Source organism: Achromobacter agilis, from assembly GCF_900496965.1.
GTDB lineage: Bacteria > Pseudomonadota > Gammaproteobacteria > Burkholderiales > Burkholderiaceae_B > Achromobacter > Achromobacter agilis.
In genome coordinates this window covers 103,171-126,222 of the sequence record NZ_UFQB01000010.1, presented here as the reverse complement: position 1 = coordinate 126,222, position 23,052 = coordinate 103,171, and the positions used below count along the sequence as shown (strand labels likewise).

22 protein-coding genes are annotated in these 23,052 nt (G+C 68.2%); 12 read left to right on the top strand and 10 right to left on the bottom strand.

From position 1 onward, the window contains the following. Positions 1–23 precede the first annotated feature (23 nt). Positions 24–920, bottom strand: a complete 897-nt coding sequence (locus tag AGI3411_RS14095) for a LysR family transcriptional regulator (protein ID WP_129527985.1) — start codon at positions 918–920, stop codon at positions 24–26. Between the two features lie 158 nt (positions 921–1,078). Between AGI3411_RS14095 and AGI3411_RS14090 the strand changes: the two genes are divergently transcribed. Next, positions 1,079–2,389, top strand: coding sequence for an MFS transporter (locus AGI3411_RS14090; protein WP_129527984.1), 1,311 nt, complete (start codon positions 1,079–1,081; stop codon positions 2,387–2,389). Positions 2,390–2,424: 35 nt separating this feature from the next. Here AGI3411_RS14090 and AGI3411_RS14085 read toward each other — a convergent pair whose 3' ends face one another. Then, positions 2,425–2,730 carry a flagellar transcriptional regulator FlhD gene (locus tag AGI3411_RS14085; protein ID WP_129527983.1) on the bottom strand — a complete coding sequence of 102 codons (306 nt, stop codon included), beginning with the start codon at positions 2,728–2,730 and terminating at the stop codon, positions 2,425–2,427. A gap of 193 nt (positions 2,731–2,923) precedes the next feature. On the opposite strand from AGI3411_RS14085, the gene AGI3411_RS14080 reads away from it, so the two are divergent. Together AGI3411_RS14080 and AGI3411_RS14075 are read left to right on the top strand one after the other, a co-directional pair. Next, the gene (locus AGI3411_RS14080; RefSeq protein ID WP_129527982.1) at positions 2,924–3,634 is read left to right on the top strand and encodes a DUF2325 domain-containing protein; all 711 of its coding nucleotides are present in this window, start codon (positions 2,924–2,926) and stop codon (positions 3,632–3,634) included. A 55-nt stretch (positions 3,635–3,689) separates the two neighbouring features. Further along, positions 3,690–6,686, top strand: coding sequence for a PAS domain S-box protein (locus AGI3411_RS14075; RefSeq protein ID WP_129527981.1), 2,997 nt, complete (start codon positions 3,690–3,692; stop codon positions 6,684–6,686). Here the strand turns inward: AGI3411_RS14075 and AGI3411_RS14070 are convergent. Both AGI3411_RS14070 and AGI3411_RS14065 read right to left on the bottom strand, forming a co-directional pair. After that, positions 6,683–8,131, bottom strand: a complete 1,449-nt coding sequence (locus AGI3411_RS14070) for an RNA polymerase factor sigma-54 (protein ID WP_129527980.1) — start codon at positions 8,129–8,131, stop codon at positions 6,683–6,685. The two genes, AGI3411_RS14075 and AGI3411_RS14070, sit on opposite strands and share 4 nt — an antisense overlap. Positions 8,132–8,275: 144 nt before the next feature. After that, a complete protein-coding gene (locus AGI3411_RS14065; protein WP_279638350.1) occupies positions 8,276–9,226 on the bottom strand; it encodes a sigma-54 interaction domain-containing protein in 951 nt (316 codons plus the stop codon). A gap of 232 nt (positions 9,227–9,458) precedes the next feature. Between AGI3411_RS14065 and AGI3411_RS14060 the strand changes: the two genes are divergently transcribed. The 4 genes from AGI3411_RS14060 to AGI3411_RS14045 all read left to right on the top strand — a co-directional run bounded on the left by AGI3411_RS14060 (position 9,459) and on the right by AGI3411_RS14045 (position 12,483). After that, positions 9,459–10,841: a sigma-54-dependent transcriptional regulator gene (locus tag AGI3411_RS14060; protein WP_129527978.1), complete on the top strand. Its 1,383-nt coding sequence runs from the start codon at positions 9,459–9,461 to the stop codon at positions 10,839–10,841. Between the two features lie 12 nt (positions 10,842–10,853). Then, positions 10,854–11,069: a hypothetical protein gene (locus tag AGI3411_RS14055; RefSeq protein ID WP_129527977.1), complete on the top strand. Its 216-nt coding sequence runs from the start codon at positions 10,854–10,856 to the stop codon at positions 11,067–11,069. Positions 11,070–11,228: 159 nt separating this feature from the next. Further along, positions 11,229–11,819 carry a hypothetical protein gene (locus tag AGI3411_RS14050; RefSeq protein WP_129527976.1) on the top strand — a complete coding sequence of 197 codons (591 nt, stop codon included), beginning with the start codon at positions 11,229–11,231 and terminating at the stop codon, positions 11,817–11,819. 43 nt (positions 11,820–11,862) lie between these two features. Further along, on the top strand, positions 11,863–12,483 hold the full coding sequence (locus AGI3411_RS14045) for a DUF4142 domain-containing protein (RefSeq protein ID WP_129527975.1): 621 nt from the start codon (positions 11,863–11,865) through the stop codon (positions 12,481–12,483). A gap of 49 nt (positions 12,484–12,532) precedes the next feature. Here AGI3411_RS14045 and ligD read toward each other — a convergent pair whose 3' ends face one another. The 4 genes from ligD to AGI3411_RS14025 form a co-directional block, all read right to left on the bottom strand. Next, positions 12,533–14,932: a DNA ligase D gene (gene ligD, locus AGI3411_RS14040; protein ID WP_129527974.1), complete on the bottom strand. Its 2,400-nt coding sequence runs from the start codon at positions 14,930–14,932 to the stop codon at positions 12,533–12,535. A gap of 9 nt (positions 14,933–14,941) precedes the next feature. Next, the gene (ku, locus tag AGI3411_RS14035) at positions 14,942–15,823 is read right to left on the bottom strand and encodes a non-homologous end joining protein Ku (protein WP_129527973.1); all 882 of its coding nucleotides are present in this window, start codon (positions 15,821–15,823) and stop codon (positions 14,942–14,944) included. Positions 15,824–15,895: 72 nt separating this feature from the next. After that, positions 15,896–16,237, bottom strand: a complete 342-nt coding sequence (locus tag AGI3411_RS14030; RefSeq protein WP_129527972.1) for an ElaB/YgaM/YqjD family protein — start codon at positions 16,235–16,237, stop codon at positions 15,896–15,898. A gap of 74 nt (positions 16,238–16,311) precedes the next feature. Next, the gene (locus tag AGI3411_RS14025; RefSeq protein WP_129527971.1) at positions 16,312–16,641 is read right to left on the bottom strand and encodes a four-helix bundle copper-binding protein; all 330 of its coding nucleotides are present in this window, start codon (positions 16,639–16,641) and stop codon (positions 16,312–16,314) included. Positions 16,642–16,848: 207 nt separating this feature from the next. Here AGI3411_RS14025 and AGI3411_RS14020 point away from each other — a divergent pair, with 207 nt between their 5' ends. The 3 genes from AGI3411_RS14020 (at position 16,849) to AGI3411_RS14010 (ending at position 18,315) form a co-directional block, all read left to right on the top strand. Beyond that, entirely contained in the window at positions 16,849–17,028 is a 180-nt protein-coding gene (locus AGI3411_RS14020) for a hypothetical protein (RefSeq protein WP_129527970.1), read from the top strand. 33 nt (positions 17,029–17,061) lie between these two features. After that, entirely contained in the window at positions 17,062–17,214 is a 153-nt protein-coding gene (locus AGI3411_RS14015; protein ID WP_129527969.1) for a DUF3309 family protein, read from the top strand. 135 nt (positions 17,215–17,349) lie between these two features. After that, entirely contained in the window at positions 17,350–18,315 is a 966-nt protein-coding gene (locus AGI3411_RS14010) for a 2-hydroxyacid dehydrogenase (protein WP_129527968.1), read from the top strand. Between the two features lie 17 nt (positions 18,316–18,332). Here AGI3411_RS14010 and AGI3411_RS14005 read toward each other — a convergent pair whose 3' ends face one another. Next, the gene (locus AGI3411_RS14005; protein WP_129528044.1) at positions 18,333–19,166 is read right to left on the bottom strand and encodes a universal stress protein; all 834 of its coding nucleotides are present in this window, start codon (positions 19,164–19,166) and stop codon (positions 18,333–18,335) included. A gap of 115 nt (positions 19,167–19,281) precedes the next feature. Next, positions 19,282–21,405, bottom strand: coding sequence for an FUSC family protein (locus tag AGI3411_RS14000; protein WP_129527967.1), 2,124 nt, complete (start codon positions 21,403–21,405; stop codon positions 19,282–19,284). 294 nt (positions 21,406–21,699) lie between these two features. On the opposite strand from AGI3411_RS14000, the gene AGI3411_RS13995 reads away from it, so the two are divergent. Then, on the top strand, positions 21,700–22,614 hold the full coding sequence (locus AGI3411_RS13995; protein ID WP_129527966.1) for an EAL domain-containing protein: 915 nt from the start codon (positions 21,700–21,702) through the stop codon (positions 22,612–22,614). A 168-nt stretch (positions 22,615–22,782) separates the two neighbouring features. Next, positions 22,783–22,959, top strand: coding sequence for a hypothetical protein (locus tag AGI3411_RS30115; protein WP_165359173.1), 177 nt, complete (start codon positions 22,783–22,785; stop codon positions 22,957–22,959). The last annotated feature ends 93 nt before the right edge of the window (positions 22,960–23,052 follow it).

Genomic DNA, 23,052 nt, shown 5'->3' with positions numbered 1-23,052 from the left:
TGCCGGGCGCCGCTCGGCGGGCATCAGGCCTCGGGATGCGCCAGTTCGCGCAGCATGTCCACGGCGTTGCCTGCGGCGATCGACCGGTCGTGGCGGCGGTAGGCCATGTCCAGCAGCGCGTGCGGGGCATCGCCCTTGATGGGCCGGTACTCGATGCCTTGCGCGCCCATGTGCCGCATGGCGGCCGGCACCACGGATATGCCGACCCCGGCGGCGACCAGGCTCACGATGGACGCCATTTGCGGCGCTTCCTGAATCACCCGCGGCAGGAATCCGGCCCGCTGGCAGGCGGACTGGATGGCGTCGTAGAGGCCGGCGCCGATGGGCCGCGGATACAGCACGAAGTCCTCGTCCGCAAGCGCAGCCATCGGTATGGCGCGCTTGCGGCTCAAGGGATGATCGGGGGGCAGGGCGACCAGCATGGGTTCGTCCAGCACGCGTTCGGATTCGAACTCCGGGTCCAGCATGTAGGGCGGGCGCACGAAGGCCACGTCCACGTCGCCGGCCCGCAGGCCGCGCAGCAGGGAAATGGTATTGCTTTCGGTAAGGGTGACGCGCACGCCCGGGTACCGGTCGCGGTAGGCGCGGATGGCGCGCGGCAGATAGGGATGGAAAACGGCCGAGGCGGTGAAACCCACGGTGATTGCGCCGCGTTCGCCGCGCCCCAGACGGCGCGCAGTGTCCACGGCGCGGTCGGCGCTGGCCAGGATGGCGCGCGCGTCTTCAAGGAATTGCGTGCCCGCTTCGGTCAACGCGATGCCGCGCGGCAGCCGCAGGAAGAGCGGCGTGCCGATTTCGCGCTCGAGCTGCTGGATCTGCTGGCTCAGGGGCGGCTGGCCGATGCCGAGCCTGGTGGCGGCCCGGGTGAAATGCAGCTCTTCCGCGACAGCGGTGAAGTAACGCAGGTGGCGCAGTTCCATGGCGATGGAGGGCTATCGTTATTAAATATGGTCGATACCAGTTTCATATATTGGACATATGGACCGGAAAAGTCTACCTTGAATGGGCGGGTCAGGGCCTCTGCCACGCCTCCTGCGGTGTGAACAGGCCTGCTGCCCGGCGCCTTTCGAGATTTCAGATGTCTACCCCTCCAGTCAGTTCCTCGCCAGAAACCGCCGCGCCGGCGGTGCCTTCGGCTGCGTCTTCCCCCGATTCCTCCCATTACCCTGCCCGCGGCACGCCCGGGTTGCGCCGCGCCCAATGGGCCTTGTTCGCGGCCGGCTTTTCCACCTTTTCGCTGTTGTATTGCGTGCAGCCGCTGATGCCGCTCTTCACCGGCGCGTTCGGCGTGTCACCTGCGCAAAGCAGCCTGGTCCTGTCGCTGTGCACGGGTTTGCTGGCGGTGGCGATCTTCTTCGTGGGCCTTTTTTCGCAATCTTTGCCGCGCAAGCGCGTCATGGCGCTGTCGCTGTTCGCCTCCGCCGTGCTGGGCACGGTGGCCGCCTTTGCGCCGGACTGGCACAGCCTGCTGGCGCTGCGCGCGCTGCAAGGCGTGGCGATGGGCGGAGTGCCGGCGGTCGCCATGGCCTACCTGGCGGAAGAGGTCGAGCCCGAGACCCTGGGATTCGCCATGGGGCTGTACATCAGCGGGAGCGCCTTTGGCGGCCTGTCCGGGCGGGTCATCACCGGACTGGTGGCGGATCATTTCGGGTGGCGCGCCGCGCTGGGCACGCTGGGCGTGCTGGGGATGGCGGCCGCCGTGCTGTTCGTGTGGCTGCTGCCCGCGTCGCGCCGGTTCGTCCCGCAACAGGGCAGGGGATGGGCAGGGGTGTGGGGTGACGTGCGCGCCGGCGCCCGCGCCCACCTGAAGAACGGCCCGCTCTGCGGCCTCTTCGCCCTGGGCGGCCTGCTGATGGGCGCGTTCGTCACCGTCTACAACTACGTGGGCTTCCGCCTGCTGTTGCCGCCGTTTTCCTTGAGCCAGACCTTCATCGGCTTCATCTTCGTCGTATATCTGGTGGGGATTTTCGCGTCGACCTATTTCGGCCGGCTGGCGGATCGCCATGGCCGCGGCGCGATGCTTTGCGCGGCGACGGGCCTGGCGCTCGCGGGGCTGCTGCTGACACTGTCGGAGTCGCTGCCCATCCTGATCGCGGGCATCGTGGTGTTCACTTTCGGCTTCTTCGCCGCCCACGCGGTGGCCAGCGGCTGGGTAGGGCAGATGGCGCGCGGCTACAAGGCGCTGGCGGCCTCGCTCTACCTGCTGGTGTACTACGTGGGATCGAGTGTCCTGGGCGCGCTGGGGGGCCAATTCTGGACGGCCGGCGCCTGGCGCGGCGTGGCGGAAATGACGGGCGGGCTGCTGGTGTTGGCGCTGGCGATCAGCGCCGCGCTGTACTGGCGCACGGGCCGCGTCGCGGCCGCCGCGGCCGTGGGGCGCGCTTCATGAATTGAAGCAGCAGGCATGGCGGCGGCGAGCCCGCCTCAAGACCGGGCCGGGGCTGCGGCTGGGGCCGGCTGGCTGCCGGCGAGGGGGGTATCCAGGCCTTGGCTCAAGGCGGACAGCAGCAGGTGCGGAGGCAGGTCCAGCCGTGCCAGCAGGACGCTCGATTGCGCCAGTTTGACCAGCGCTTCGCGCCCTTGGCCGGCCAACCAGCGGCAGGCCTGTTCCGAGACAGGCGTACCACCCAGGGCCGGGGTATTGCCCTCGCGCGCCAGGCGCTGCAACAGCAGCAGGTACATCAGATTGGTTTCGTGGATGTCGCGGAGGAGTTCGGTGGACTTTGGCATGGAATATCCCTGACGCGCGCGCCAGCGTGCCGATTGTCGATCATATTTAAGCGATCGGATGACGTCATTAGTGGATTTCCCGGTGCCATGCGGCGGGTAGGGATATCGCAATAAAGATAGTAAGTCTCATTTACTATTGCAGTTGGCCAGGCGCGCGGGGCGCGCCGTTTCCATTCCCGATTCGAGGGCCGCGATGCATCCTTCTTCCTCCGACAGCCACGACCTGAGGCGCGAGCATGCCGCGCTGCTTGCCGCCTACGGGCAGGCCCAATCACATTGCAGCCGCCTGCTGGCCGCGCAGGCGGCGCGGATCCGTTATCTGGAGACAGAGGCGATGCAGTTGCGTGCCGCCGTCATCGTGCGCGACACGGCGCTGGCCTGGGCGCGCGAGGACCGCAAGGCGCTGGAGGTCTCCATTCCGGGGCTGCCCAAGCGCATCGCGCTGGCGCGCACCGTGACGCAGTTGATGGAGCGGGTGCAGGCGCTGATGCGCGAACGGCTGGCCTGGCAAGGGCGTAGCGGCGGCGCGCGCGGAGCCGAACCGCCCGGCAACGAGCCGTCCGGACGGCCGCCGGCGCCCGTGGCGATCGCGCTGCGCCGGAAATCGGTGTTGTGCGTGGGCGAGGACGCCATGGCGCTCGCGCTGACGCGCAAGATGGTCGAAATGGCCGGTGGCCGATATCTCGGCCACAGCGGCGGCGGCGATGCGGATGCCGATGCGCTGGAGGCCAGCCTGGTGGAAGCGGACCTGGTGATCTGCCAGACGGGGTGCGTCAGCCACGGCGCCTACTGGCGCGTGAAGGATCACTGCGCCCGCACCGGCAAGCAATGCGTGCTGGTCGACAAGCCGGAGGCGTTGAGCGCGCTGCGGCTGGAGCGGGAAACGTTGCGTCAGGTTACCTAGCGTTTCGGCACGAGGCCGGCCCCCGCAATACAGTCGTTCTGGTAAGGGGGCCGAAATGCTGACGAAGCGAGACCGCGTCGCGCTTCCCTGGACGGATACGCTGGCCCGTCTGGAAGACGAGCGCATCATGTTGGAGCGCATTGCCGCCGGCGTACCGTTGGCGCAGGTCCTGGAGCATGTGCTGCACGCCATCGAAGCGCAGTCCAGCGTCGAACTGCGGGCCTCGATCGCCCTGGTGGACGAGGCAGGCGTGTGCCTGCTGCACGGCGCGGCGCCCAGCTTGCCGGAGGCCTATAACGCGGCGGTGGACCGGGCATTTATCGGGCCTGCCGTGGCGTCCTGGGGAGCCGCGGCCCATACCGGATGCCCGGTCTACGTCGAAGACATCGCGTCCAGCCCCAACTGGGAGCCATGGCGCGACCTGGCGCTGGCGCATGGCCTGAGGGCTTGCTGGTCCACGCCGATCAAGGCGCCCGACGGCAGGCTGCTGGGGGTTTTCTCCAACTACTACAGCACCGTCCGCTCCCCCTCGGCGCACGATATCGACGCGATTGCGCTGGTGACGCGCAGCGCTGCGCTGGCCATCGAACGCCACTTGACCGAGTCCGCGCTGCGCCAGAGCAACGAGCGGTGGCGCGGCATGTTCGAAGGGATGCAGGAGGCGCTCTTTCTCAGCGAAGCCTTGCGCGACGAGGACGGCCGCATCGTCGACTTCCGCTTCCTGGAGGTGAATCCGGCTTTCGAACAGCAAACCGGAATGAAGGAAGGGGATACGCTTGGCCATACCCTGCGCGAGATGATTCCGGGCGTACGCGGACAGATCATGGATTCATTCGCTCGGGTCGTGGAGACGGGCGAGCCGGCCAGGTTCGAATTCACCGCCCCGGCGCCCAAGGAGGCCTGGTACGAAGCGCGGGTGCGCAAGGATGGGCCGGACCGCATCATGACGATCTTTCTGGACGTGACGGCGCGCAAGATCGCGGAAGCCGAGTTGTGGGAAGGCCAGCACCGCAAGAACGTCCTGTCGGCGCTGGGCGACCGGATGCGGGAATTGCACCTGCAGGCGGCGATCGAGCAGGCCGCCTGCGAAGGGCTGGGCCAGCACCTGGCGCTGGGAATGGTCGCCGTGCTGGACAGGGCAAGCGAGGACGCCCGGCCCGCGCTGTCCATGTGCTGGAACTTCGGCGCGGACCGGGATTGCGAACCGTCCCTGGTGCTGGAGCGGCTTGGCGATGAGTACGATGCCGCCCTCGACAGCGGACGCACCGCGTATCTGCAACCCTTCCTGGCCCAGGCCGAGGGCGATGTCCGGCCGTGGGCGATCGTGGTTCCGTTGCGCCGCTGGGGAAGGCCGGGCGGCGCCATTTTGGTGCGGCCGCAGGCAGGCAGTCGGCTCAAGCATGGCGACATCGCCTTCATCGAGGACGTGGCCGAGCACATGTGCAATGCGGTCGAACGTTCGCAGTACGCGCGCATTCTGGAACAGCGCGTAGAGGCCGCGATCGCCGAACGGGACCGCATTTGGCGGCTGTCGCCCGAACTGCTGGCCGTGGTCGACCGGAAGGGGCGTTTCGTGAGCGTCAATCCTGCGGTCCGGCCCATCCTGGGCTGGAGCCCGGAACGGTTCCTGACGATGAGCCTGCCGGAATTGATACACCCGGACGACCTGGCCGCCACGCTGGCGGCGTGGACGCGCGGCGCCAGCGACGAGCCCCAGCAGGTTGTGCGGCATCTGGAGAACCGGGTGCTCAAGCGTGACGGCGGGTATTGCTGGATGACGTGGAGCATGTCCTCGTCGCAAGACAATCTGTACATGACGGGCCGGGACGACACCGATCTGAAGGCGCAGGCCGAGGCCTTGCGCGAAACCGAGAACGCCCTGCGGCAGTCCCAGAAAATGGAGGCGGTAGGGCGCCTGACCGGCGGCATCGCGCATGACTTCAACAACATGCTCCAGGGGGTCTCCGGCGCTCTCTACCTGATCGAGCGCAAGCTCGCGGCGGGCGCGCCCGGCCAGGCCCTGCGCTTTGTCGCGGTGGCGATGGATTCGGCGAATCGGGCGGCGCATCTGACGCAGCGCCTGCTGACCTTTTCGCGCCGCCAGCCGATCGATCCCAAGCCGTTCAGCGTAGCGTCTGCGCTGCAGTCCATGGCCGACCTGTTTCGCCGCTACACCGGAGAGCGGGTCCGGCTGGCGTTCGACTTGGAGTCCGGCCTGTGGACCGTGTGCTGCGACAAGAATCAGTTCGAAAGCGCGATGCTTAACTTGGTGATCAACGCGCGCGACGCCATGCCGGAGGGCGGGGTGCTGACCATCGCGGCGCGCAACGCGCAGGCGGATGATCCGTCCCTGCGCCTGGTGACGGACTTGCCGCCCGGGGCGTTCGTCGAAGTGTGCGTGTCGGACGTGGGCTGCGGCATGGAGCCCGACGTCCTGGCCCACGCGTTCGATCCGTTCTACACGACAAAGCCGCAGGGTGAGGGAACGGGTCTCGGGCTGTCCATGATCTACGGTTTCGCCAAACAGGCCGGAGGCGTGGCTACCCTGGAGAGCGCGCCGGACGCGGGCACCAAGGTAAGGTTGTACCTGCCTCGCTACGAAGGCGCGATGGAACAGGCGACGGCGCATCAGCCGCCCGCGGAGCCCGTGCGCGGCATGATGCGCCAGGCGGTGGTGGTCGTGGTGGAAGACGACGCGAACGTGCGCGACATGGTGCACGAATGCCTCGCGGAGCGGGGGCTGCAGGTGCTTACCGCCGCGGACGGCCAGGCGGGGCTGGAACTGGCGCTGTCCACGCGCGACATCGACTTGCTGGTGACGGACGTGGGCCTGCCCGGCATGAACGGCCGGCAGCTGGCGGACGCGGCGAGGGCGGCCTATCCCGGCTTGAAAGTGCTGCTGATGACGGGCTACGCCGGGAATGCCGCGCGGGGCCGCGACGTCCTGGATCCCGGCATCGAGTTGATCGTCAAGCCGTTCTCGCTCGATGTGTTGGGGGAGCGCGTTCAGCGCATGCTGGAAGCGGAAGGCAAGCCTGGGCCGGCCCCCTAGTGCTGCCGCCGCAGTTCGGCGGGCGGCACCCGCAATTGGCCGCGATATTTCGATACCGTGCGGCGCGCCAGCAGAATGCCCGTGGCCGCAAGCTGCTGGGTCAGCGCCACATCCGACAGCGGCATCGACGGGTCCTCGGCGTCGACCATTTCCTTGATCAAGGCGCGCACCGCCGCCGCCGAGCAGGAACCGCCCGATTCGGTGGCCAGTTCGCGCGAAAAGAAATGGCGGAACTCGAAGACACCGCGGGGTGTCACCATGTACTTGCCTACGGTGGCGCGGGACACGGTGGACTCATGCATATCCAGATCGTCCGCCACCTCGCGCAGCATCAGCGGCCGCAAAGCGACGTCGCCGTATTCGAAGAAGGTCTGCTGGCGCTTGACGATCGCCTCGGCCACGCGTTGTATGGTGGTGTAGCGCTGCTCGACGTTGCGCACCAGCCAGCGGGCTTCCTGCAGTTCCTGGGCCATGGGGCTGCGGTCGTCCAGCCGCGCGCGCCGGAACAGGTCGGCATAGGTGCGGTGCAGCCGGGCCTGTGGCATGGCGCTGCGGTTGGGCAGCACGCGCCAGCGCGCCTGCCACTTGTCCACGAACACGTCGGGAATCACATACACGGGCGCATCGGCGCTGTAGCGCCCGCCGGGCTTGGGGTCCAGGCTGCGGATCAGCGCGCAGGCTGCGCGCAGGGCATCCTCCGTGCAATCGAGCACGCGCCGCAGCCCGGCGCAATCGTGCTTTGCCAGCCGCTGCAGATGTTCGCGCGCAATGCGCAGCGCCAGCGCACGGATCTCGGGCGGCACACCGGCCGCGGCGGAAAGCTGCAAGGTCAGGCATTCGGGCAGATCGCGCGCCGCCAGGCCGGGCGCATCCAATTGCTGCACGAGGTGCAGCGCGGTCATCCATTCGGACTCGTCAGGGACCGGGTCCAGTTCCGGGCGCGCGGCATCGCACAGGCTGGAGAGCGGCGTGCGCAGATAGCCGTCGTCGTCCAGCGCATCGATGATGAATTCCGCCAGAACGCGGTCGCGCGGCCCGAGAGGATAATTGCCCAGTTCCTGCGACAGAAGCTGGCGCATCGAGAGCGAGGCACAGGCCCATTGGGCCTGGTCTGCGCCGCCATCGCCCGGCGCGCGGGTGGGATAGTCGCCAGAGTAGGTGGGCGCGTCGGGCGGAGGCGCCTCGCTATCCGCGGCGGGCGCGGGCGTTTCGGACCGGGCCGCTTCATGGCGGGCCTGCGCATCGGGAATCGGAGACAGCACGGCGGCGGGCTGTTCGGCATCCTGTTCATCGGCGTCTTCGAGGAACGGATTGGTCGCCAGCGCATGCTCGACCGCGGTGGTGAATTCAAGCGCGGACATCTGCAACAGCTTGACGGACTGCTGCAGGCGGGGCGCCAGCGTCATCTGCTGGCGCAGGCGCAATTCTTGCGTAGGGTAGCCCAAGCGAATCTCCGGACAGGGCCGCCGGCTGGCGGCGCACTCCCTGGGAATACATGCAAGAAGCGTGCCAATCGGCCCCGCCGGGCAGGGGCAGGAGGCGCGCGCGTGGCGCTGCGCCGGTCTTACAAAGCGCGCGGTAAGAATTGCTCAGCCGCCTGCCTCGTCCGTTGCGTCTTTGTCGTAGGCGTCCAGCCGGTTGTAGAGGGTTTTCAGGCTCACGCCCAGGGCTTCGGCGGCCATCCGCTTGTCGCCCGCGTAGTGCGCCAGCGTAGCGAGGATGAATTCGCGTTGCGCCCGCAGCAATGGCGTGCCGATAGGGAGGTTCAGCGCGCCCTCGCGCATTTCGGCGCGCCGTTCGCTACGTCCCCGTGCAAGCATGACGGCGTCCAGTTCGTCATCCGCCATGATGTACGCGCGCTGCACAGCATTGCGCAGTTCGCGGACATTGCCCGGCCAATCATGCAGGGCCATGGCCTCCAGCATGCGCGGGGCAAACGTCTTGCCGGTGCCGTTCTCGCGGTTAAGGGTATCCAGGAACTGGTGCGCCAGCACCAGCGCGTCGTTCTCGCGTTCGCGCAGCGGCGGCACGCGCAGCGGGATGACGAGAAGCCGATGCAGGAAGTCCTGCCGCAGCCGGCCGTCCGCAACCGACGCGGCCGGATCGCGGTTGCTGGCGCAAATGACGCGGACGTTGGCCCGCAGGAGGTCGGAGCCGCCGACGCGCTGGTATGTGCCGGTTTCCAGCACCCGCAGGAAATGGACCTGCATATCCGGCGTCATCTCGGTCACTTCGTCGAGGAACAGCGTGCCGCCGCTGGCATATTCGAAGTACCCGGCGTTCTGCGAAACCGCGCCGGTGAAACTTCCTTTTTCATGGCCGAACAGTTCCGCGTGCGCCAGCGTGCCGTTGATGGCGCCGCAATTCACCGCCACGAACGGCTGGTCGCTGCGTTCGCTTGCCTCGTGGATCGCGCGCGCGACGACTTCCTTGCCGGTTCCGCTTTCACCCACGATGAAGACGCTGGCATCCGTCGCCGCCGCCAGCTTCAGCTGGGCGCCCAGCTTTTGCATCGCGGGTGACAGGCCGGTGGCGTCCATGAGGACGGTGAAGGGCGCGGGTGCGGCGTCGCGTCCGGTATTGAGGGTGCGATTTGCCATGCTGATTCCTTGGCCCGGCCGGGCCGCAGCTGTAAAAGTATCGTACGGGACCCCGAGGCATCGCATGCGACGAGTTGCAAGTATTCGAAAACATTGTTGGAAAGCATCGAATAGTTGCCTACCCCGCCGCACGAGCCGCTATGCTGAACCGTGGCCCAACAAGGAGCAGAGCATGCCTCATCTGCTGATCGTCGATGATGACGCCGCGATACGGGAGACCCTGGCCGAGATCGGCCGCGACCGCGGCTTTTCGGTGGCGTTGGCGGCAAGCATCAAGGACGCGTTGATCCAGCTCGAACGGCAGGTGCCCGACCTGGTCCTGACCGACGTCCGCCTGCCGGAAGGCAGCGGCATGGACATCTTCAAGAACGCCGCGGCCGCCAGCGCGGAAGTCGTGGTGATGACCGGCCACGGGACCGTGGACAATGCCGTGCAGGCATTGCGGCTGGGCGCTACGGACTATCTCGTCAAACCCATCTGCATGGAGCGCCTGAACGAGATCCTTGCGCGCATCGCGGCCAGCGCGGGCGAGGAAACGCCCGGCGCGCCGTTCGAAGAGCCGGGGCGCTTCGGAAGGATGTATGGCGCGTCCGCGCGCATGCTCGAGCTCTACCGCCAGATCGGGCGCGTCGCGCCCACCAGCGTCACCGCGCTGGTGATCGGCGAAAGCGGCACGGGCAAGGAACTGGCGGCGCATGCCATCCATGAACTCAGCCCGCGGCGGCAGCGGCCGTTCATCGCGGTCAATTGCGGGGCCATTTCGCCGAACCTGATCGAAAGCGAGATGTTCGGCCACGAGCGCGGCAGCTTTACGGGCGCCGACCGCCAGCACAAGGGCTACTTCGAACGCGCCGATGGCGGCACCCTGTTCCTGGACGAAGTGACCGAGATGCCGCCGGATCTGCAGGTAAAACTGTTGCGCGTGCTGGAAACGGGCCAGTTCATGCGGGTGGGCACCAACCGCGAGATTGCCTGCGATATCCGCATCATTGCCGCCACCAACCGCAATCCCGAGCAGGCGGTGCGGGAAGGCAAGCTGCGCGAGGACCTGTACTACCGGCTGAGCGTCTTCCCCGTGGAATTGCCGCCGCTGCGCGAACGCGGCGACGACATCGCGCTCCTGGCGCAGCGCTTCCTGGCCGCGCAGAACCAGGAGTCCGGCAAGCGCAAGGATTTTTCGCCGCGGGCGCTGGCGGTGCTGAAACAGTACGACTGGCCGGGCAACGTGCGGGAACTGAAGAACTTCGTGCGGCGCGCCTTCATCATGGCGGACGCAGACGTGCTGGACGCCGACATGCTGGTGCCGCAGATATCGCCTTCCGGCGCGGCGGAAGACGGGCAGGTGAGTGTGCCGGTAGGCGAAACCCTGGCGGAAGCCGACCGGCGGCTCATCCTGGCCACGCTGGAGCGCTGCAACGGCGTGAAAAAGCAGACGGCGGCGATGCTGGGCATCAGCCCCAAGACGCTATACAACCGCCTGGAAGAGTACGCCGCGGCTGGCTATGTGCTGCCGGGCGAGCCTGCTCCGCGGCCGGGGCCTCCACGCGGGAACTAACGGGAGACGAGCATGAGCAACGACAAGAAACCCGACACGGGATCGCAGGCCAATACCCCGCAGGACGAAGCCGAAGCCGCGCGCCGCAGCGGCCAGTTCGGGGCGGACAAGCCAGCCTTCGGCAAGCCGCCGCCTCCCGGGCGCGCCTCGGACAGGAAGCCCAACGAAAAAGGGCCGGAGTACGAGGAAGGGGGCCAGTACCCGGGAAAGCGCCCGGGCGGGAAGTAGGGCGGCCAGTCCAGCCACGGCAGCCCGGCGGGGCGCGACGGGATCGCCATGGTGCTGTCCTGGTGGCGGGCTTCGACCTTCGCGGCAAGCGGCGTGCCGATCCCGGGTATGGCAATTGCTGCGGCTTCCGGTATGCCATCCATGCACCGGAGATCCCCCATGTCCTTGATTGTCGCAGCCAGGTTCGACACCTTCGACCAAGCCGCCGAGGCCGCGCGCAGGCTTTTCGCGGAAGGATTCACCGAAGACGACATCCATACTTTCTACCTCAACACGGCGGGCGAACACGCGCGCTTCCCGATAGGCGGGGATCGCGCGGCGGATCCCGACGCGCGAGGCGGACACTTCGGCGCCGTGGCCGGCGCGTCGGCGCTGGGCCTGCTCTTCGCGCTCCTGGGCGGCTTGATCGCGGCGCGCCTGGCGGCTTCCATCCTGCTGGTGATCGCCGCCGCCGGCGTCGGCGCTTATCTGGGCGCGCTCGCCGGCGCCCTGTGGGTGATCGGCAGGGGACGCCGCGCGCAGCCCGGCGTGCCGCCAGCCCCGGACGTGCATCCGGATCTGCGCCAGGCCGGCGTGATGCTGGCCCTGCATGTGTCTCCCGAGCGCGATGCGCTGGCGAGAACGGTGCTGAGCCAGGCCGGGGGCCGCGACATCGAACGGGCGCAGGGCCGCTGGCTGGACGGCAAGTGGGAGGATTTCGATCCCTTGACCCCGCCGCGGCGCGCGGACACGCCGTCGCTGGCGGGGTGAGATGTACGCAGCGCCGGCGCAGTGACGGCGCCAGGAGACCAGTATGAGCAAGACCTTATGGATGCGCGGCGCGGCGGCGGTGTTGTTGTTGGCGCTGGCGGCCGCCCCAGGGCCCGCGTACGCGCAGGGCCTGGCCGAAGCGGACGCGCGCTTTCTGCAGGCGGCGGCCGGCGCCGGGCTGTTCGAGATGGAAGCCGCGCAGCTGGCGCAACAACGCGCCGACAGCAGCGAAATCAAGGCCTACGCGGCGAAGATGCTGGAGCAGCATCGCGCCATGAACGGCGACATCAAGACGCTGGCTTTGCAGAAACAGGTGACGCTGCCCGACCGCCCGTCCGAGCCGGACCGCGGCACGTTGGAAGCACTGCGCGGCAGGAAGGGCCCCGATTTCGACGTCGTGTATGTGAAGAAGGCCGCGGTGGATGCGCACGTCAACGCCAATCGCCTGTTCGAGACGGCGGCCCGGCAATCCGAGGATCCGCAAGTGCGGGATTTCGCCGTGCGGTCCTTGCCGACCGTGGCGGAGCACCTGGCCATGAGCCGCGTGCTCCAGCGCGGCACGCCGGCCGGTCCGGATAAATTACAGCCCCCCGTGAAGGGCGAGGCACCGGCGGTGTCGCCGGCCTCCCGCGAGGCGCCCGCCCTGATCGTGCCGGAGAAGTAGCGGCAAGCGCGGGCGGGCAGGCCGTGGACGGCGCAGCCATGCGGCCGCCTTATCGCCCCAGCTTCTTCAGCATGCGCGGCCCCACCGTCCTGCGCGCGGCCTCGTAGCCGCGCCATGGGTCGCCCAACTCCTGTGCAAGGTCCATCGCGTTGCGGATGTTGTAGGCCGCGCCGCGCAGGTCGCGGCCCGATTCCAGGGCATCCCAACCGACCGGCATGGACACCGGGGCGCCGGCGCGCGCCCGGGCGGAATACGCCGCAATGGCCGTGGCGCCATTGCCGTTGCGCAAGTAGTCGACGAAGATGCGTCCCCGGCGGCGCGCCTTGGACATATTGGACGTGAAGCGTTCCGGAATGACCCGGGCCAGCTCGTCGGCCAGGGCGTGCGCCAGGCCCTTGACGGTTTCCCAGGGCTGGGTCGGACGGATCGGTGCGACCAGGTGCAGGCCTTTGCCGCCGGTGGTCTTGAGAAACGGCGCGAGGCCGATTTCCCGCATCAGCCCGCGCGCCAGTTGCGCGCCTTCGGCCACAGCCTTCCACGGCACGTCCGGGCCCGGATCGAGGTCGATGGTGATGCGGTCGGGCTCATCGGGATGGGGAGCCCGGCCACCCCAAGTATGGAATTCGATCACGCCGCGCTGCACCAGCGCGAGCACGCCCTCGACAGAGCGGATCAGCAGGTGTTCGCCGTCGCGTTCCAGACCCTCGGGCAACTGGCCGCTGATGTGCTTCTGGAAAAAGCACGTGGCATCGGTGCCATCCGGACAGCGTAGCAGCGCAATGCGCCGGCCTTGCAGGTGCGGCAGGATCAGGCGGCCGGCCGATTCGTAGTAGCGCGCCAGGTCGAGCTTGGTGGTGTCGGGGTCATGGATGATCACGCGCGCGGGGTGGGTGATGCGCGTTTTGCCCACCTTGCCGTTCGCGGTGGCGTCCGAATCGGCCGGCGCCACGGCCGCCTCGCCGCTGACTTCGCTGGCGGGCTTGTCGTCGCGCAGCCCGACGAACGATGCCTGGCGCAGCAGCTTGTCCCGGGTCAGGCTGGCATAGTGGATTTCCGCGACCAGCTGCGGCTTGACCCAATGGATCCCGCCCGCGCTCCGGCCATCGCGGCCGGGGCCCGGCAGTTCGGCGTCGAAGGGGCTGGCATCGGTTTCCAGCGCGCTCAGTTTTTTGTGGAGCGATGACAGGGTGGCGGCGCTGAAGCCCGTGCCGACCCGGCCCGCGTATTCCAGTTTCCTGCCTTTGCGCAGGCCCACCAGCAGCGCGCCGAAGTGCTTGCGCGAACCGCCGGGCGCGGTGTAGCCGCCGATCACGTATTCCTGCCGGGGCCGGCACTTGAGTTTCAGCCAGGCGGTGCCGCGGCCCGCGGTGTAGCGCGAATCGAGGCGCTTGCAGATCAGCCCTTCCAGGCTCAGCCGGCAGGCCTCGGACCAGGCCGCGCGGCCTTCGGTGCCGTCGGCTACTTCGAGGCGCTGGGTCATCAGCAAGGGGCCGGCTTCGGGCATAGCGGCCAGCACCGCTTCCAGCCGCGACTGCCGCTCGGACAAGGGCAGGGCGCGCAGATCGGCGCCGTCCCAGTAGGGCAGGTCGAACGCCATGAAGGACAGCTCGGCGGTCCGGCCGTCCAGGGCGTTCTGCAACAGCTGGAAATCGGAGACGCCGCGTTCGTCCAGGCAAACCACTTCGCCGTCCATCCAGCCGTCGGGCAGGTCCAGCGCGCTCAAGGCCTGCGCCAGGACCGCCATGCGGCCGGTCCAGTCCTTGCCGTTGCGGCTGACGAGGCGAGCGCGTCCCTGCTTGAAGCGGCACAGAATGCGATAGCCGTCGTACTTGACCTCATACGACCAGCCGGGGCCTTGCGGCGGGGCGTCGACCAGGGTGGCGAGTTGCGGCTCCAGGGTCGCCGGCAGCGGCGCGCGACGGCCCGCCGCCTGGCTCGCGGGGGCCTCGGCGTCGTCGCCTTCCACGATGGCGCCGTCATCCAGCTTGCGCAGCAGCCATTGCTTGCCTTCCTTGCCCAGCCGCAGCAATGCCCAGGCGCCTTTGAGGGTACCGCCGTTCAGGGTAAAGCGCAGATGGCCCCGGGCGAGCCCGTGCCTGGGGTCGCCATCCGGCGTCCAGGTTCCGCAGTCCCAGATGTCCACATGCCCCGCGCCATAGTGGCCCTTCGGAATGTCGCCTTCGAATTTTCCGTATTCGACCGGATGATCCTCCACCCTGATCGCCAGGCGCTTCACATCCGGATCGCGGCTCGGCCCCTTGGGCACCGCCCAGCTCACCAGCACGCCATCGAGCTCCAGCCGGAAATCGTAATGCAGGGCACGGGCCTCGTGACGCTGGACCACGAAGGACAGCGCGGTGCCGGCGCGGGCCTTGGGCGCCTTGCCCGCGGGTTCGCGGGTGCCGGTGAAGTCGCGTTTCTCTCGGTACCGGGATAGCGGTCCGCTCATGGCGCCTCCCTATGCGGCCTTGCGTTTGGCCGGCGCGGCGGATTTGCGGGCGGAGGTTTTCTTGGCGGCCGGCCGTTGCCTGGCGGGGGGCTTCCTGGCAGCGCCGCGTTCTTCGACGCTCTGTTTAAGCAAGGCCATCAGGTCGATCACCTTGGCGGATTCGCGAGGCCGTTTCGCGTCGGGTTCGCTCAGCTCGTGGGTTTTGCCTGCCTTGACCTTCTTGCCGATCGCTTTCAGCAGGTCTTCGCGGTAGTCGTCGCGGTAGGCCGCCGGGTCCCAGGGGACGGTCATATCGTCCACGAGCCGCATCGCCATGTCGCGTTCGCGCGCGGCGGGAGCGTCCGCCTTGCCGCCGGGCAGGTCCAGGTCTTGCGCGGAGCGCATCTCGTCGGCGTAGCGCAGGGTGATGAGCATCAGGGCGTCGCCCTGCGGCAGCAGCGCGCACAGGTACTGGCGGGTATGCAGGACGACGCGCGCCAGACCCAGTTTGCCGGCCCGCCTGAGCACTTCGCGCAGCAGGGCATATCCCTTCTCGCCGCGGCGGTCCGGCGCAAGGTAATAGGGCGTGTCGTAGTAATAGATGGGAACTTCCGCGGCGTCCACGAAGCCTTGGATCTCCACGGTCTGCGTGGCGGCGACGTTGGCGCGCTTGAAGTCTTCATCGTTCATATAGACGTATTCGCCTTTCTCGTACTCGTACCCCTTGACGATGTCCTCCGAGGCGATGGCCTTGCCGGTGCGCTTGTTGATGCGCTGGTAGCCGACGGGCGCATTGTCGCGGCGGTCTATCCAGTCGAAATCCAGCCGGTGCGGCCGCGTGGCGGCATGGACCACGATCGGCACGTGCACCAGGCCGAACGAGATCGCGCCTTTCCAGATGATTCGCGCCATGGCCGGCTCCAGTTGTCGGGGACGTACTGGCCAGCAAGATGCGTGCCCGGCGGAGCCAGCCCCCAAGCGCGTCTACTGGCGGCCGACCACGACGCCGAACAGAAAGGCCGCGCCGGCGACGAGCCCGATCGCCTGCCACGGCCGGGCGTGGATGTACTCCTCGGTGCAGTCGATGGTTTCGCGCATGAGGTCGCTCGCGTTGTCGGAGGCGTCGCGCAGGCTGCGGCGGGTGGCCCGCAACTGCTCCGACAATCTGGACCGGAGCGCTTCCAGGTCGGTGGCGTCCTTGTCGTTGAGCGTGGCCTCGAGTTCGTCGATCCAGGACTCCGGGTGCCGCCCGCGGCGGCGCATGCCGCTGTTGTCCGGGCCGTTCTCGGGGAAGTCGGAGGGCAGGGGGGTGTTCGTTGTAGCCATCGAAAGCTCCTGACGGTCGGGCTGGAAGTGCGCCTGCGCGGGCCGGCCCGGGCGGCCGCGCGGCAAGTCGTGCATTACGGTTCGAGCATGTCGCGGCATGCCAGCGTGCAGCTCAGGCAGGCGCCCGCGCAGATCTGGCAATGCTGCGCGCCGTGCGCCGAACATTCGCGCGCGCAGGATTCGCAGACGAGCGCGCACAACGTGCAGAGCGCGGTAGAAAACTCGCCGTCGCGCGCCAGCATCGCCGCGCACAGCCTGCAGACCGCCGCGCAATCGGTGCACAGGCCGATGCAATGTTTCATGCGGGCGGGATCGTCCTCCAGGCACATTGCGGCGCATACATCGCAAGCAATGGCGCATTCATAGCAGGCTTGCACACATTGCTGGAAATTTGGGTCTCGCATTGCATCTCCTTGTGAGTTGCGGTTCCCGCGCAAGCAGCCGGATGACAACGCTAAGATACTGCCGCCGCGCGGTCCCGTCGACGTTCCGCGCATGCCGGGTAAACCAGACCCCTCCATACAGGACGAAGCCGCTCGCGGCCAGCGAGCCGCCGGGCGCCGGGAACGGCACTTGCTGCAGATGGCCAGGATTCACAACCGGAGGCCGCCATGCAACCTGCCATCTCCCTGCACGTTCCACCCAAACCGGATCCGATCCCGCCGGGCTCGCCGCCGGGCGACCTGCCCGTGGATCCCGACACCGACGAACCGGACGTCGACCTGCCCCCGCTATCGCCGCCGGGCAAGGACATCATCCCGCCCCGGGACGCGACGCCTGCCTGCCAATGAAGAATTCGAATCGATAAATAACGAGGAGTCGCCATGTCGACCATTCTGCTGATCGTCCTTATCCTGCTGCTCTTGGGCGCGGTGCCCGCCTGGCCGCACAGCCGGGGCTGGGGCTACTACCCCAGCGGCATCCTGGGCATCCTGCTGATCATTCTGATCGTGATGTTGCTGACGGGACGCCTGTAGCGCTGCGGTCGAGGCCGGGGCCGCATACTGGCCGCTTGCCGGCCGGTACGCGAGCGGCCGGGTGGCGCGCAGGGAAGGCGCAGCGTAAGATGCCCGGGTTTTTGCGCAGCTCCGCCGCCCGCGGCATTCCCGACCATGACCATCCCTCTGCTTATCCTGATAGAAAGCGTGCAGGATTACCTGCCGGTATTCGAAACGCGCGGTTTCCGCCCCATTTATGCACCCACCGACGAATCGCGCGCCCGCGCGATCCGCGATCACGCGGATGAGATCCGCATCGTGCTGACGCGCGGCGCTACCGGGCTCTACGCGAATGAGATCGCGGCGCTTCCCAAACTTGAAATGATCTGTTCGCTGGGCGTCGGGTACGAGAACATCGATCTCGCGGCGGCCGCCGCGCGCGGCATCGTGGTCACGAACGGCCCCGGCGCCAACGCGGTGGCGGTGGCCGACCACGCGATGGCGCTGCTGCTGGGCGCGGCGCGCCGCCTTCCGCAGGCCGACGCCTGGGTGCGCCAGGGGCATTGGAGCGGCTTCATGGGGCCGCAGATCACGGGCAAGCGCCTGGGCATCCTGGGCCTGGGCACGATCGGCCTCGAGATCGCCAAGCGCGGCGCCAACGGCTTCGGCATGCAGATCGGTTATTACAACCGGCGCGCGCGGCCCGAAACCGGATACCGCTATTTCGACAACCCGCGCGCGCTGGCTGCCGAATCGGATTTCCTGGTGGTGGCCACGCCCGGCGGCGCGGCCACGCGGCATCTGGTGGACGCGGACGTGCTGCAGGCATTGGGCCCAGGCGGTTATCTGATCAATATCGCGCGCGGCAGCGTGGTCGACACGGCAGCGCTGATCTCGGCGCTGGCCGCCAACCGCATTGCGGGCGCTGGTCTGGATGTGGTGGACGGCGAACCGGCGGTCCCGGACGCGCTCAAGCGGCTCGACAACGTCGTGCTGACGCCGCACAGCGCCGGCCGTTCGCCGGAAGCCGTGGACGCCACGGTCATGCTGTTCCTGGACAACGCCAGCGCGCATTTCGCCGGCAAGCCCGTCCTGACGCCGGTCGCGGCGGCAGGGGCCGCCCGGCTCGCGGCAGGCTAGCCGGGCGCCTCAGGACGCTAGTGGGAGAACATGACCGGCACGGTCATGCTCTTCAGGATGGACGCGGTGGCGCCGCCCAGCGCCCACTGGCGCAGCTTGCTGTGGCCATAGGCGCCCATGACCAGCAGGTCGGCGCTGTAGTCGGCCACGGCGTTCAGGATGGTGCTGCCCACGCCAACGCCCTTGACGTCGCGGCGGACGTGCTCGGGGGCCGGCATGCCCTGGGCCACGCAATAGCTGGCCAGATCCTCGAACGGCAGCTCGCCCTTGCCGTTGGATTCGCCTTCGTCCATGGTTAGAACGATCATGTGCGAGGCCAGGCGCAGGATGGGCGCGGCGTCGGCCAGCGCGCGGGCGGCCTCGCGGCTGCCGTCCCAGCAGCACAGCACGCGGTCGCCGATGACGGAAAACTCCCCGCTGGACGGCAACGCCAGGACCGGCCGGCCGGCGGTCAGCAGCGTCTGTTCGACGAACTCGATTTCGTGGGCAGCCTCGACGTCCTGGCGGTTCTCCTGGCTGACGATGATCAGGTCGCTGGTGCGGCCCAGCAGCGCGACGGTGGCGCTGGGCGAGGACTCCCCGGTGCGCACGACGGCCGGCACGTCGGAAGCGGCGGCGGCGGCCAGGAAGCCGTTCTGCACCGCGTCGCGGCTTTGCGTCTGGATTTCCTTCATGACGGCCGTTGCGCGCGACATCAGCACGGACTCGCCGTAGTAGTACTGCGGCGGCGCGGCGTTGGCATAGATGCCGACCAGTTCGGCCTTGTGGCGCTTGGCCAGGGCAAGCGCGGCGTCGATGCGGCGCTTGCAGTCGAATCCGTGGTCCAGGTGGACAGAAATACGGCGGTACATATAGGCCTCCTTGGGTTTGGCGTCCGATACTGACATCGTTGCTCGTTCCACAAAGACGGCCCTTGATGCGTATCAAGCCGCCGCCAGTTTCCTGGATGCCGCGCAAATACCGGCCTTATTGCGCGGGTGGCGCGCGTTCCACGCGTTCGCGCAGCTGCCGTATCTGGCGCGCCTGCTGCGCGATGCGGTCCAGCGGCCCGGCCAGGTCGGGGCTGGCCCGGGAAATGGACGCCGGCAAGGCCAAGGGCCGCGCGTCCGGCTCCGGCGCCTGCCCCTGCGGATGCAGCGCGCTCGCCAGCGCCTGGCCATAGCCGCGCAGCGCGGCCGCCGCGGGCGTATCCGCCGGCAGCGGCGGCTGGATTTCCAGCACCGTGCCCGCCGCCGTGATGCGCCGCATGGCGTTAAGCAAATTTACCGCCGTATCGACGTTGCGGTCACGATGTACCGGATTTTGTTGCAAGCGCTGCAGCGATGCCTGCGCATTGTCGGCGGACAAGCAGGCTTCGCGGCGCAGGCCCACGACGTCCGGCGCGCCGCTGTCGCCGGCCTTGCGCCGGGCTAGGGCCTGGGCGTAGGCGGCGTGGCGCTCCAGTGCGCGCGCCAGGGCGCCGGCCAACTGGCGAGGCTCTTTTTCGGGCCAGACCAGAAAGCCCACCAGCAGCGCCAGGATGCCGCCCAGAACGCTGTTGAAGGCGCGCAGCGCGGCCAGCGTGGGCTCGTAGATTTCCGGCTGCTGGATGTGGGTGACCAGCACGAACTGGGAGGTCAGGAAGAAGGTGAACAGCGCATAGTGGATGGTGCGGGCGGCGAACGTGCCCAGGGCGATGGGCAGCACCGCCAGCGCCACGGACAGCGGCGTGCTGAGCAGCAGGCCCAGCAGGGAGGCGCCGATGGCGCCGGCCACACTGCCCAGGACGCGCTCGACGGTGCGCTGCCAGGTGGTCGCGAAGTAGGGCTGCAGGATGAAGACCAGCGTCAGGGACATCCAGTAGCCGTGGTTGACGGCGAAAGTCTTGGACAGCGCGACAGCGATGGTGGCGCCGATGCCCACGCGCAAGGCGTGGCGGAAGGCGTCGGACTCGAACCGCAGATTCTGCCGCAGCGTGCGCCAGGCGTTGCGCGCGGGATGTTCCGCCAGGCGTTCGCGGGCCGGCGCGGCGGGCGCATGGCCGTGGTCGAAGATCGATTGCGCGACGGCTTGCGCGGTCTGCTGCAGGCGGTCCAGCACGGGCGCCATGCTGGCGAGATCTGGCGCGTGGGCCAGAGCGCTGCCGCGCAGTTCGTGCAGGCCGGCGGTGTAGTGCGCCAGCCGTTCGCGCAGGCATTCCGCCTGCCTGGCGTCGTTGACGTCTGACGTGCTGGCGATGGCGTTGCACACGGCGGCATAGCGGTGCAGCGCGTGCGAAAGATGCGCGCCCGCGCTGCGGCCGAGCCAGCGCGGCGCGTTGGATTCCAGCAGGTCGGCGGCCGCCACCAGCGCGATGAAACTATCCTCCGCGCTGTCCAGCAGGTAGAGCAGCTGGTGCGAGCGAGACTGGCGGGAAGGGCGCGTGTCCTGCACTTCGCGGATGCGCACCCGCGCGGCCTCCAGCGCGGCGCGCTGGGCGCTGCGCTGCGGCCGTGTGACGGCGGTCCAGTCCTGGGGGCCTGCGGCGGGCGCCAGGCCGGAATACAAATGGGCCAGCGCCGCGGCAAAGTCCGCCAGGCCGCGGTAGCAGTGCGCGACGGCCAGCGTCGCGTCCTTCCAGGGGCGCCGCCGCCAGACCAGGGCCGTCATCAGGATGGCCCAAACCGCACCCGCCAGGAAGAACAGGGTATATGACAGGCTCTCCGCCAGGGTGGCGGTGGGAAGTTCCGCCGCGACGACGAAGCCGGCCGACAGCAGGGTGCCGACGATGGCCGCCGCCGGGCCCAGCACCCGGAGCAGGCCGCCGAACGTGCAGCACACAAAGGTCAAGGGCAATAGCAACCAAAGATGACTGGCGCTGGCGCTGGCCAGGAAGCCGAACAGCGCGCCGATCAGGCCCAGCGCGAGCATGGCGCCGGCGCGCTGGCGCAGCGGCCCGCCCGGATCGCCGAAGCAGGCCCAGAACGCGGCGATGGCGGTCCAGCCCAGTCGGGGCTCATGGGCCAGCACCGCCAGGATGACCGGGGCCGCACTGATGGCGGCGGCTTGCAGGGCGTCCAGCCACAGGACGTTGCGCAGGGAGGCGCGCCAGCGGGAAATCGGATTCGTCACGCGAAACAGGAATGCAGGAAAAGAGCGCCCGGAGCGCGGTAGAGGCAAACCCTACCATGTCGACAAGGCGTCTTGCCGGAGATCGGCAACGGTGCCCGCCACGCGGGTTCGGGCAGGCACGAACACGCATGGTTACATCTCTGTGACTTTGCCGCGTCAAATGTGCAAATTTGCCTGGAACAAATGCGCGAAATCGCATAAAAATCCTTGTAACTGGGAATGCTCACGTCCAATGTGCCTCTTCTGCGCCCGGACAGCGCAGGCTTCGCCCAGGGGTACCCAAGGAGCGTCGACATGACGTCGAATCACGAGGCTTCCAGAAGCTCGATGGCGAGCGACGACGAGATCGCAGCCATGGTTACAGGCAAGGATGGCCTGCGCATGCTGTTGCAGCCGCAGGTGGACCTATTGACCGGCCGGATCGTATCGGCCGAAGCGTTGGCACGCTGGCAGCACGCCAGGCTGGGCATCATCATGCCCAGCGAGTTCATCCCCGTGGTCAATCGGCTGGGCCTGGACAAAATTCTTTTCGAACGCGTCAGCCTGCGGGTGATCGACATGCTGCTCACCCTGCGGCGCGCTGGTATCGCGGTGCCGGTGGCCATCAACGCGCCCGCGTCCACGCTGTCGGACGAGCGGGCGGTGGATTTCCTGCTCGGACGTATTCTTGCCGCGGAACTGCCGGCCTCGCTGGTGCGGGTGGAGCTGACCGAAGACCAGCCCATCCGCGAGCTCGACGTGCTGAGGGCGTCGCTGCTCAAGCTCGAGAATGCCGGCTGCGAAGTGAGCCTGGACGATTTCGGCACCGGGCACGCTTCCTTGAAACTGTTGTCGGCGATTCCGCTCTCCGAGGTGAAGATCGACCAGTATTTCGTCACTCGCATGCGGCGCAGCGCCGTGGCGTTCGAAGTGCTGCGCACCGCCGCCGAACTGGCGAACCGCCTCGGCCGCCGCGTGGTGGCCGAAGGCGTGGAGAACATGGCGGACATTCCCGCGCTGCGCGCCGCCGGCTGCCGTTACGGGCAAGGGTTCGCGCTGGGCCGCCCGATGCCGCTGGACGAACTGATGATGCGCCTGCGCACGCAGCGCGACCAGGGCGATCCGCTGGCCGCGTCCGCGCCCTACGCTTCGCCCTGGCTGGACGTGTACGAAGACGTCAAGCAGGAAGCCGCCGCGCCGCGCCGCTCGCGCCACGTCACCACCCAGTAAGCCCGGCAGCGCAGGATTTACAGGGCGGATCCGCCCTTTACCGATTTGCCCCCCGCCATCCCCGACGCCTTGGGCGCCTTGCGGCTGCGCTGCGCCCCGCGCAGGCTTGGGCACGAGGGTTGCTCTGGCTAGTCCAGCGGAATGTTTCCGCTTACCAGGAGACTAGCAATGTCCACGCAGAACCAGCCAGACCAGCAGAAGCAGCCCCAGAAACAACAGGCCCAGGAAGACCCCAGGGATCGCCGGCAGCCGGGCCAACAACCCGGCCAGAGCAACCAGCAGGTCGATAAGGACCGCCAAGCGCCCGGCCAGGCGCCGGGGCAGCAAAGCAAGATGCCGCGCTGACGCCCCGCACCGCGGTTCCCGCCGGTGACGGGATCGCGGCTTTCCTGGTCCTGTTCGCGTCCGCTCCGGGGCGTGGACAGGGCCGCTTGCGCA

Coding starts and splice junctions, on each gene's coding strand:
- AGI3411_RS14060 (WP_129527978.1), top strand. CDS start 9,459: ATGCCTCATCTGCTGATCGTCGATGATGACGCCGCGATACGGGAGACC.
- ku (WP_129527973.1), bottom strand. CDS start 15,823: ATGGCGCGAATCATCTGGAAAGGCGCGATCTCGTTCGGCCTGGTGCAC.
- AGI3411_RS14090 (WP_129527984.1), top strand. CDS start 1,079: ATGTCTACCCCTCCAGTCAGTTCCTCGCCAGAAACCGCCGCGCCGGCG.
- AGI3411_RS14055 (WP_129527977.1), top strand. CDS start 10,854: ATGAGCAACGACAAGAAACCCGACACGGGATCGCAGGCCAATACCCCG.
- AGI3411_RS14005 (WP_129528044.1), bottom strand. CDS start 19,166: ATGTACCGCCGTATTTCTGTCCACCTGGACCACGGATTCGACTGCAAG.
- AGI3411_RS14075 (WP_129527981.1), top strand. CDS start 3,690: ATGCTGACGAAGCGAGACCGCGTCGCGCTTCCCTGGACGGATACGCTG.
- AGI3411_RS14095 (WP_129527985.1), bottom strand. CDS start 920: ATGGAACTGCGCCACCTGCGTTACTTCACCGCTGTCGCGGAAGAGCTG.
- AGI3411_RS14030 (WP_129527972.1), bottom strand. CDS start 16,237: ATGGCTACAACGAACACCCCCCTGCCCTCCGACTTCCCCGAGAACGGC.
- AGI3411_RS30115 (WP_165359173.1), top strand. CDS start 22,783: ATGTCCACGCAGAACCAGCCAGACCAGCAGAAGCAGCCCCAGAAACAA.
- AGI3411_RS14065 (WP_279638350.1), bottom strand. CDS start 9,226: ATGGACGCCACCGGCCTGTCACCCGCGATGCAAAAGCTGGGCGCCCAG.
- AGI3411_RS14085 (WP_129527983.1), bottom strand. CDS start 2,730: ATGCCAAAGTCCACCGAACTCCTCCGCGACATCCACGAAACCAATCTG.
- AGI3411_RS14015 (WP_129527969.1), top strand. CDS start 17,062: ATGTCGACCATTCTGCTGATCGTCCTTATCCTGCTGCTCTTGGGCGCG.
- AGI3411_RS14050 (WP_129527976.1), top strand. CDS start 11,229: ATGTCCTTGATTGTCGCAGCCAGGTTCGACACCTTCGACCAAGCCGCC.
- AGI3411_RS14080 (WP_129527982.1), top strand. CDS start 2,924: ATGCATCCTTCTTCCTCCGACAGCCACGACCTGAGGCGCGAGCATGCC.
- AGI3411_RS14020 (WP_129527970.1), top strand. CDS start 16,849: ATGCAACCTGCCATCTCCCTGCACGTTCCACCCAAACCGGATCCGATC.
- AGI3411_RS14045 (WP_129527975.1), top strand. CDS start 11,863: ATGAGCAAGACCTTATGGATGCGCGGCGCGGCGGCGGTGTTGTTGTTG.
- AGI3411_RS13995 (WP_129527966.1), top strand. CDS start 21,700: ATGACGTCGAATCACGAGGCTTCCAGAAGCTCGATGGCGAGCGACGAC.
- AGI3411_RS14010 (WP_129527968.1), top strand. CDS start 17,350: ATGACCATCCCTCTGCTTATCCTGATAGAAAGCGTGCAGGATTACCTG.
- AGI3411_RS14025 (WP_129527971.1), bottom strand. CDS start 16,641: ATGCGAGACCCAAATTTCCAGCAATGTGTGCAAGCCTGCTATGAATGC.
- ligD (WP_129527974.1), bottom strand. CDS start 14,932: ATGAGCGGACCGCTATCCCGGTACCGAGAGAAACGCGACTTCACCGGC.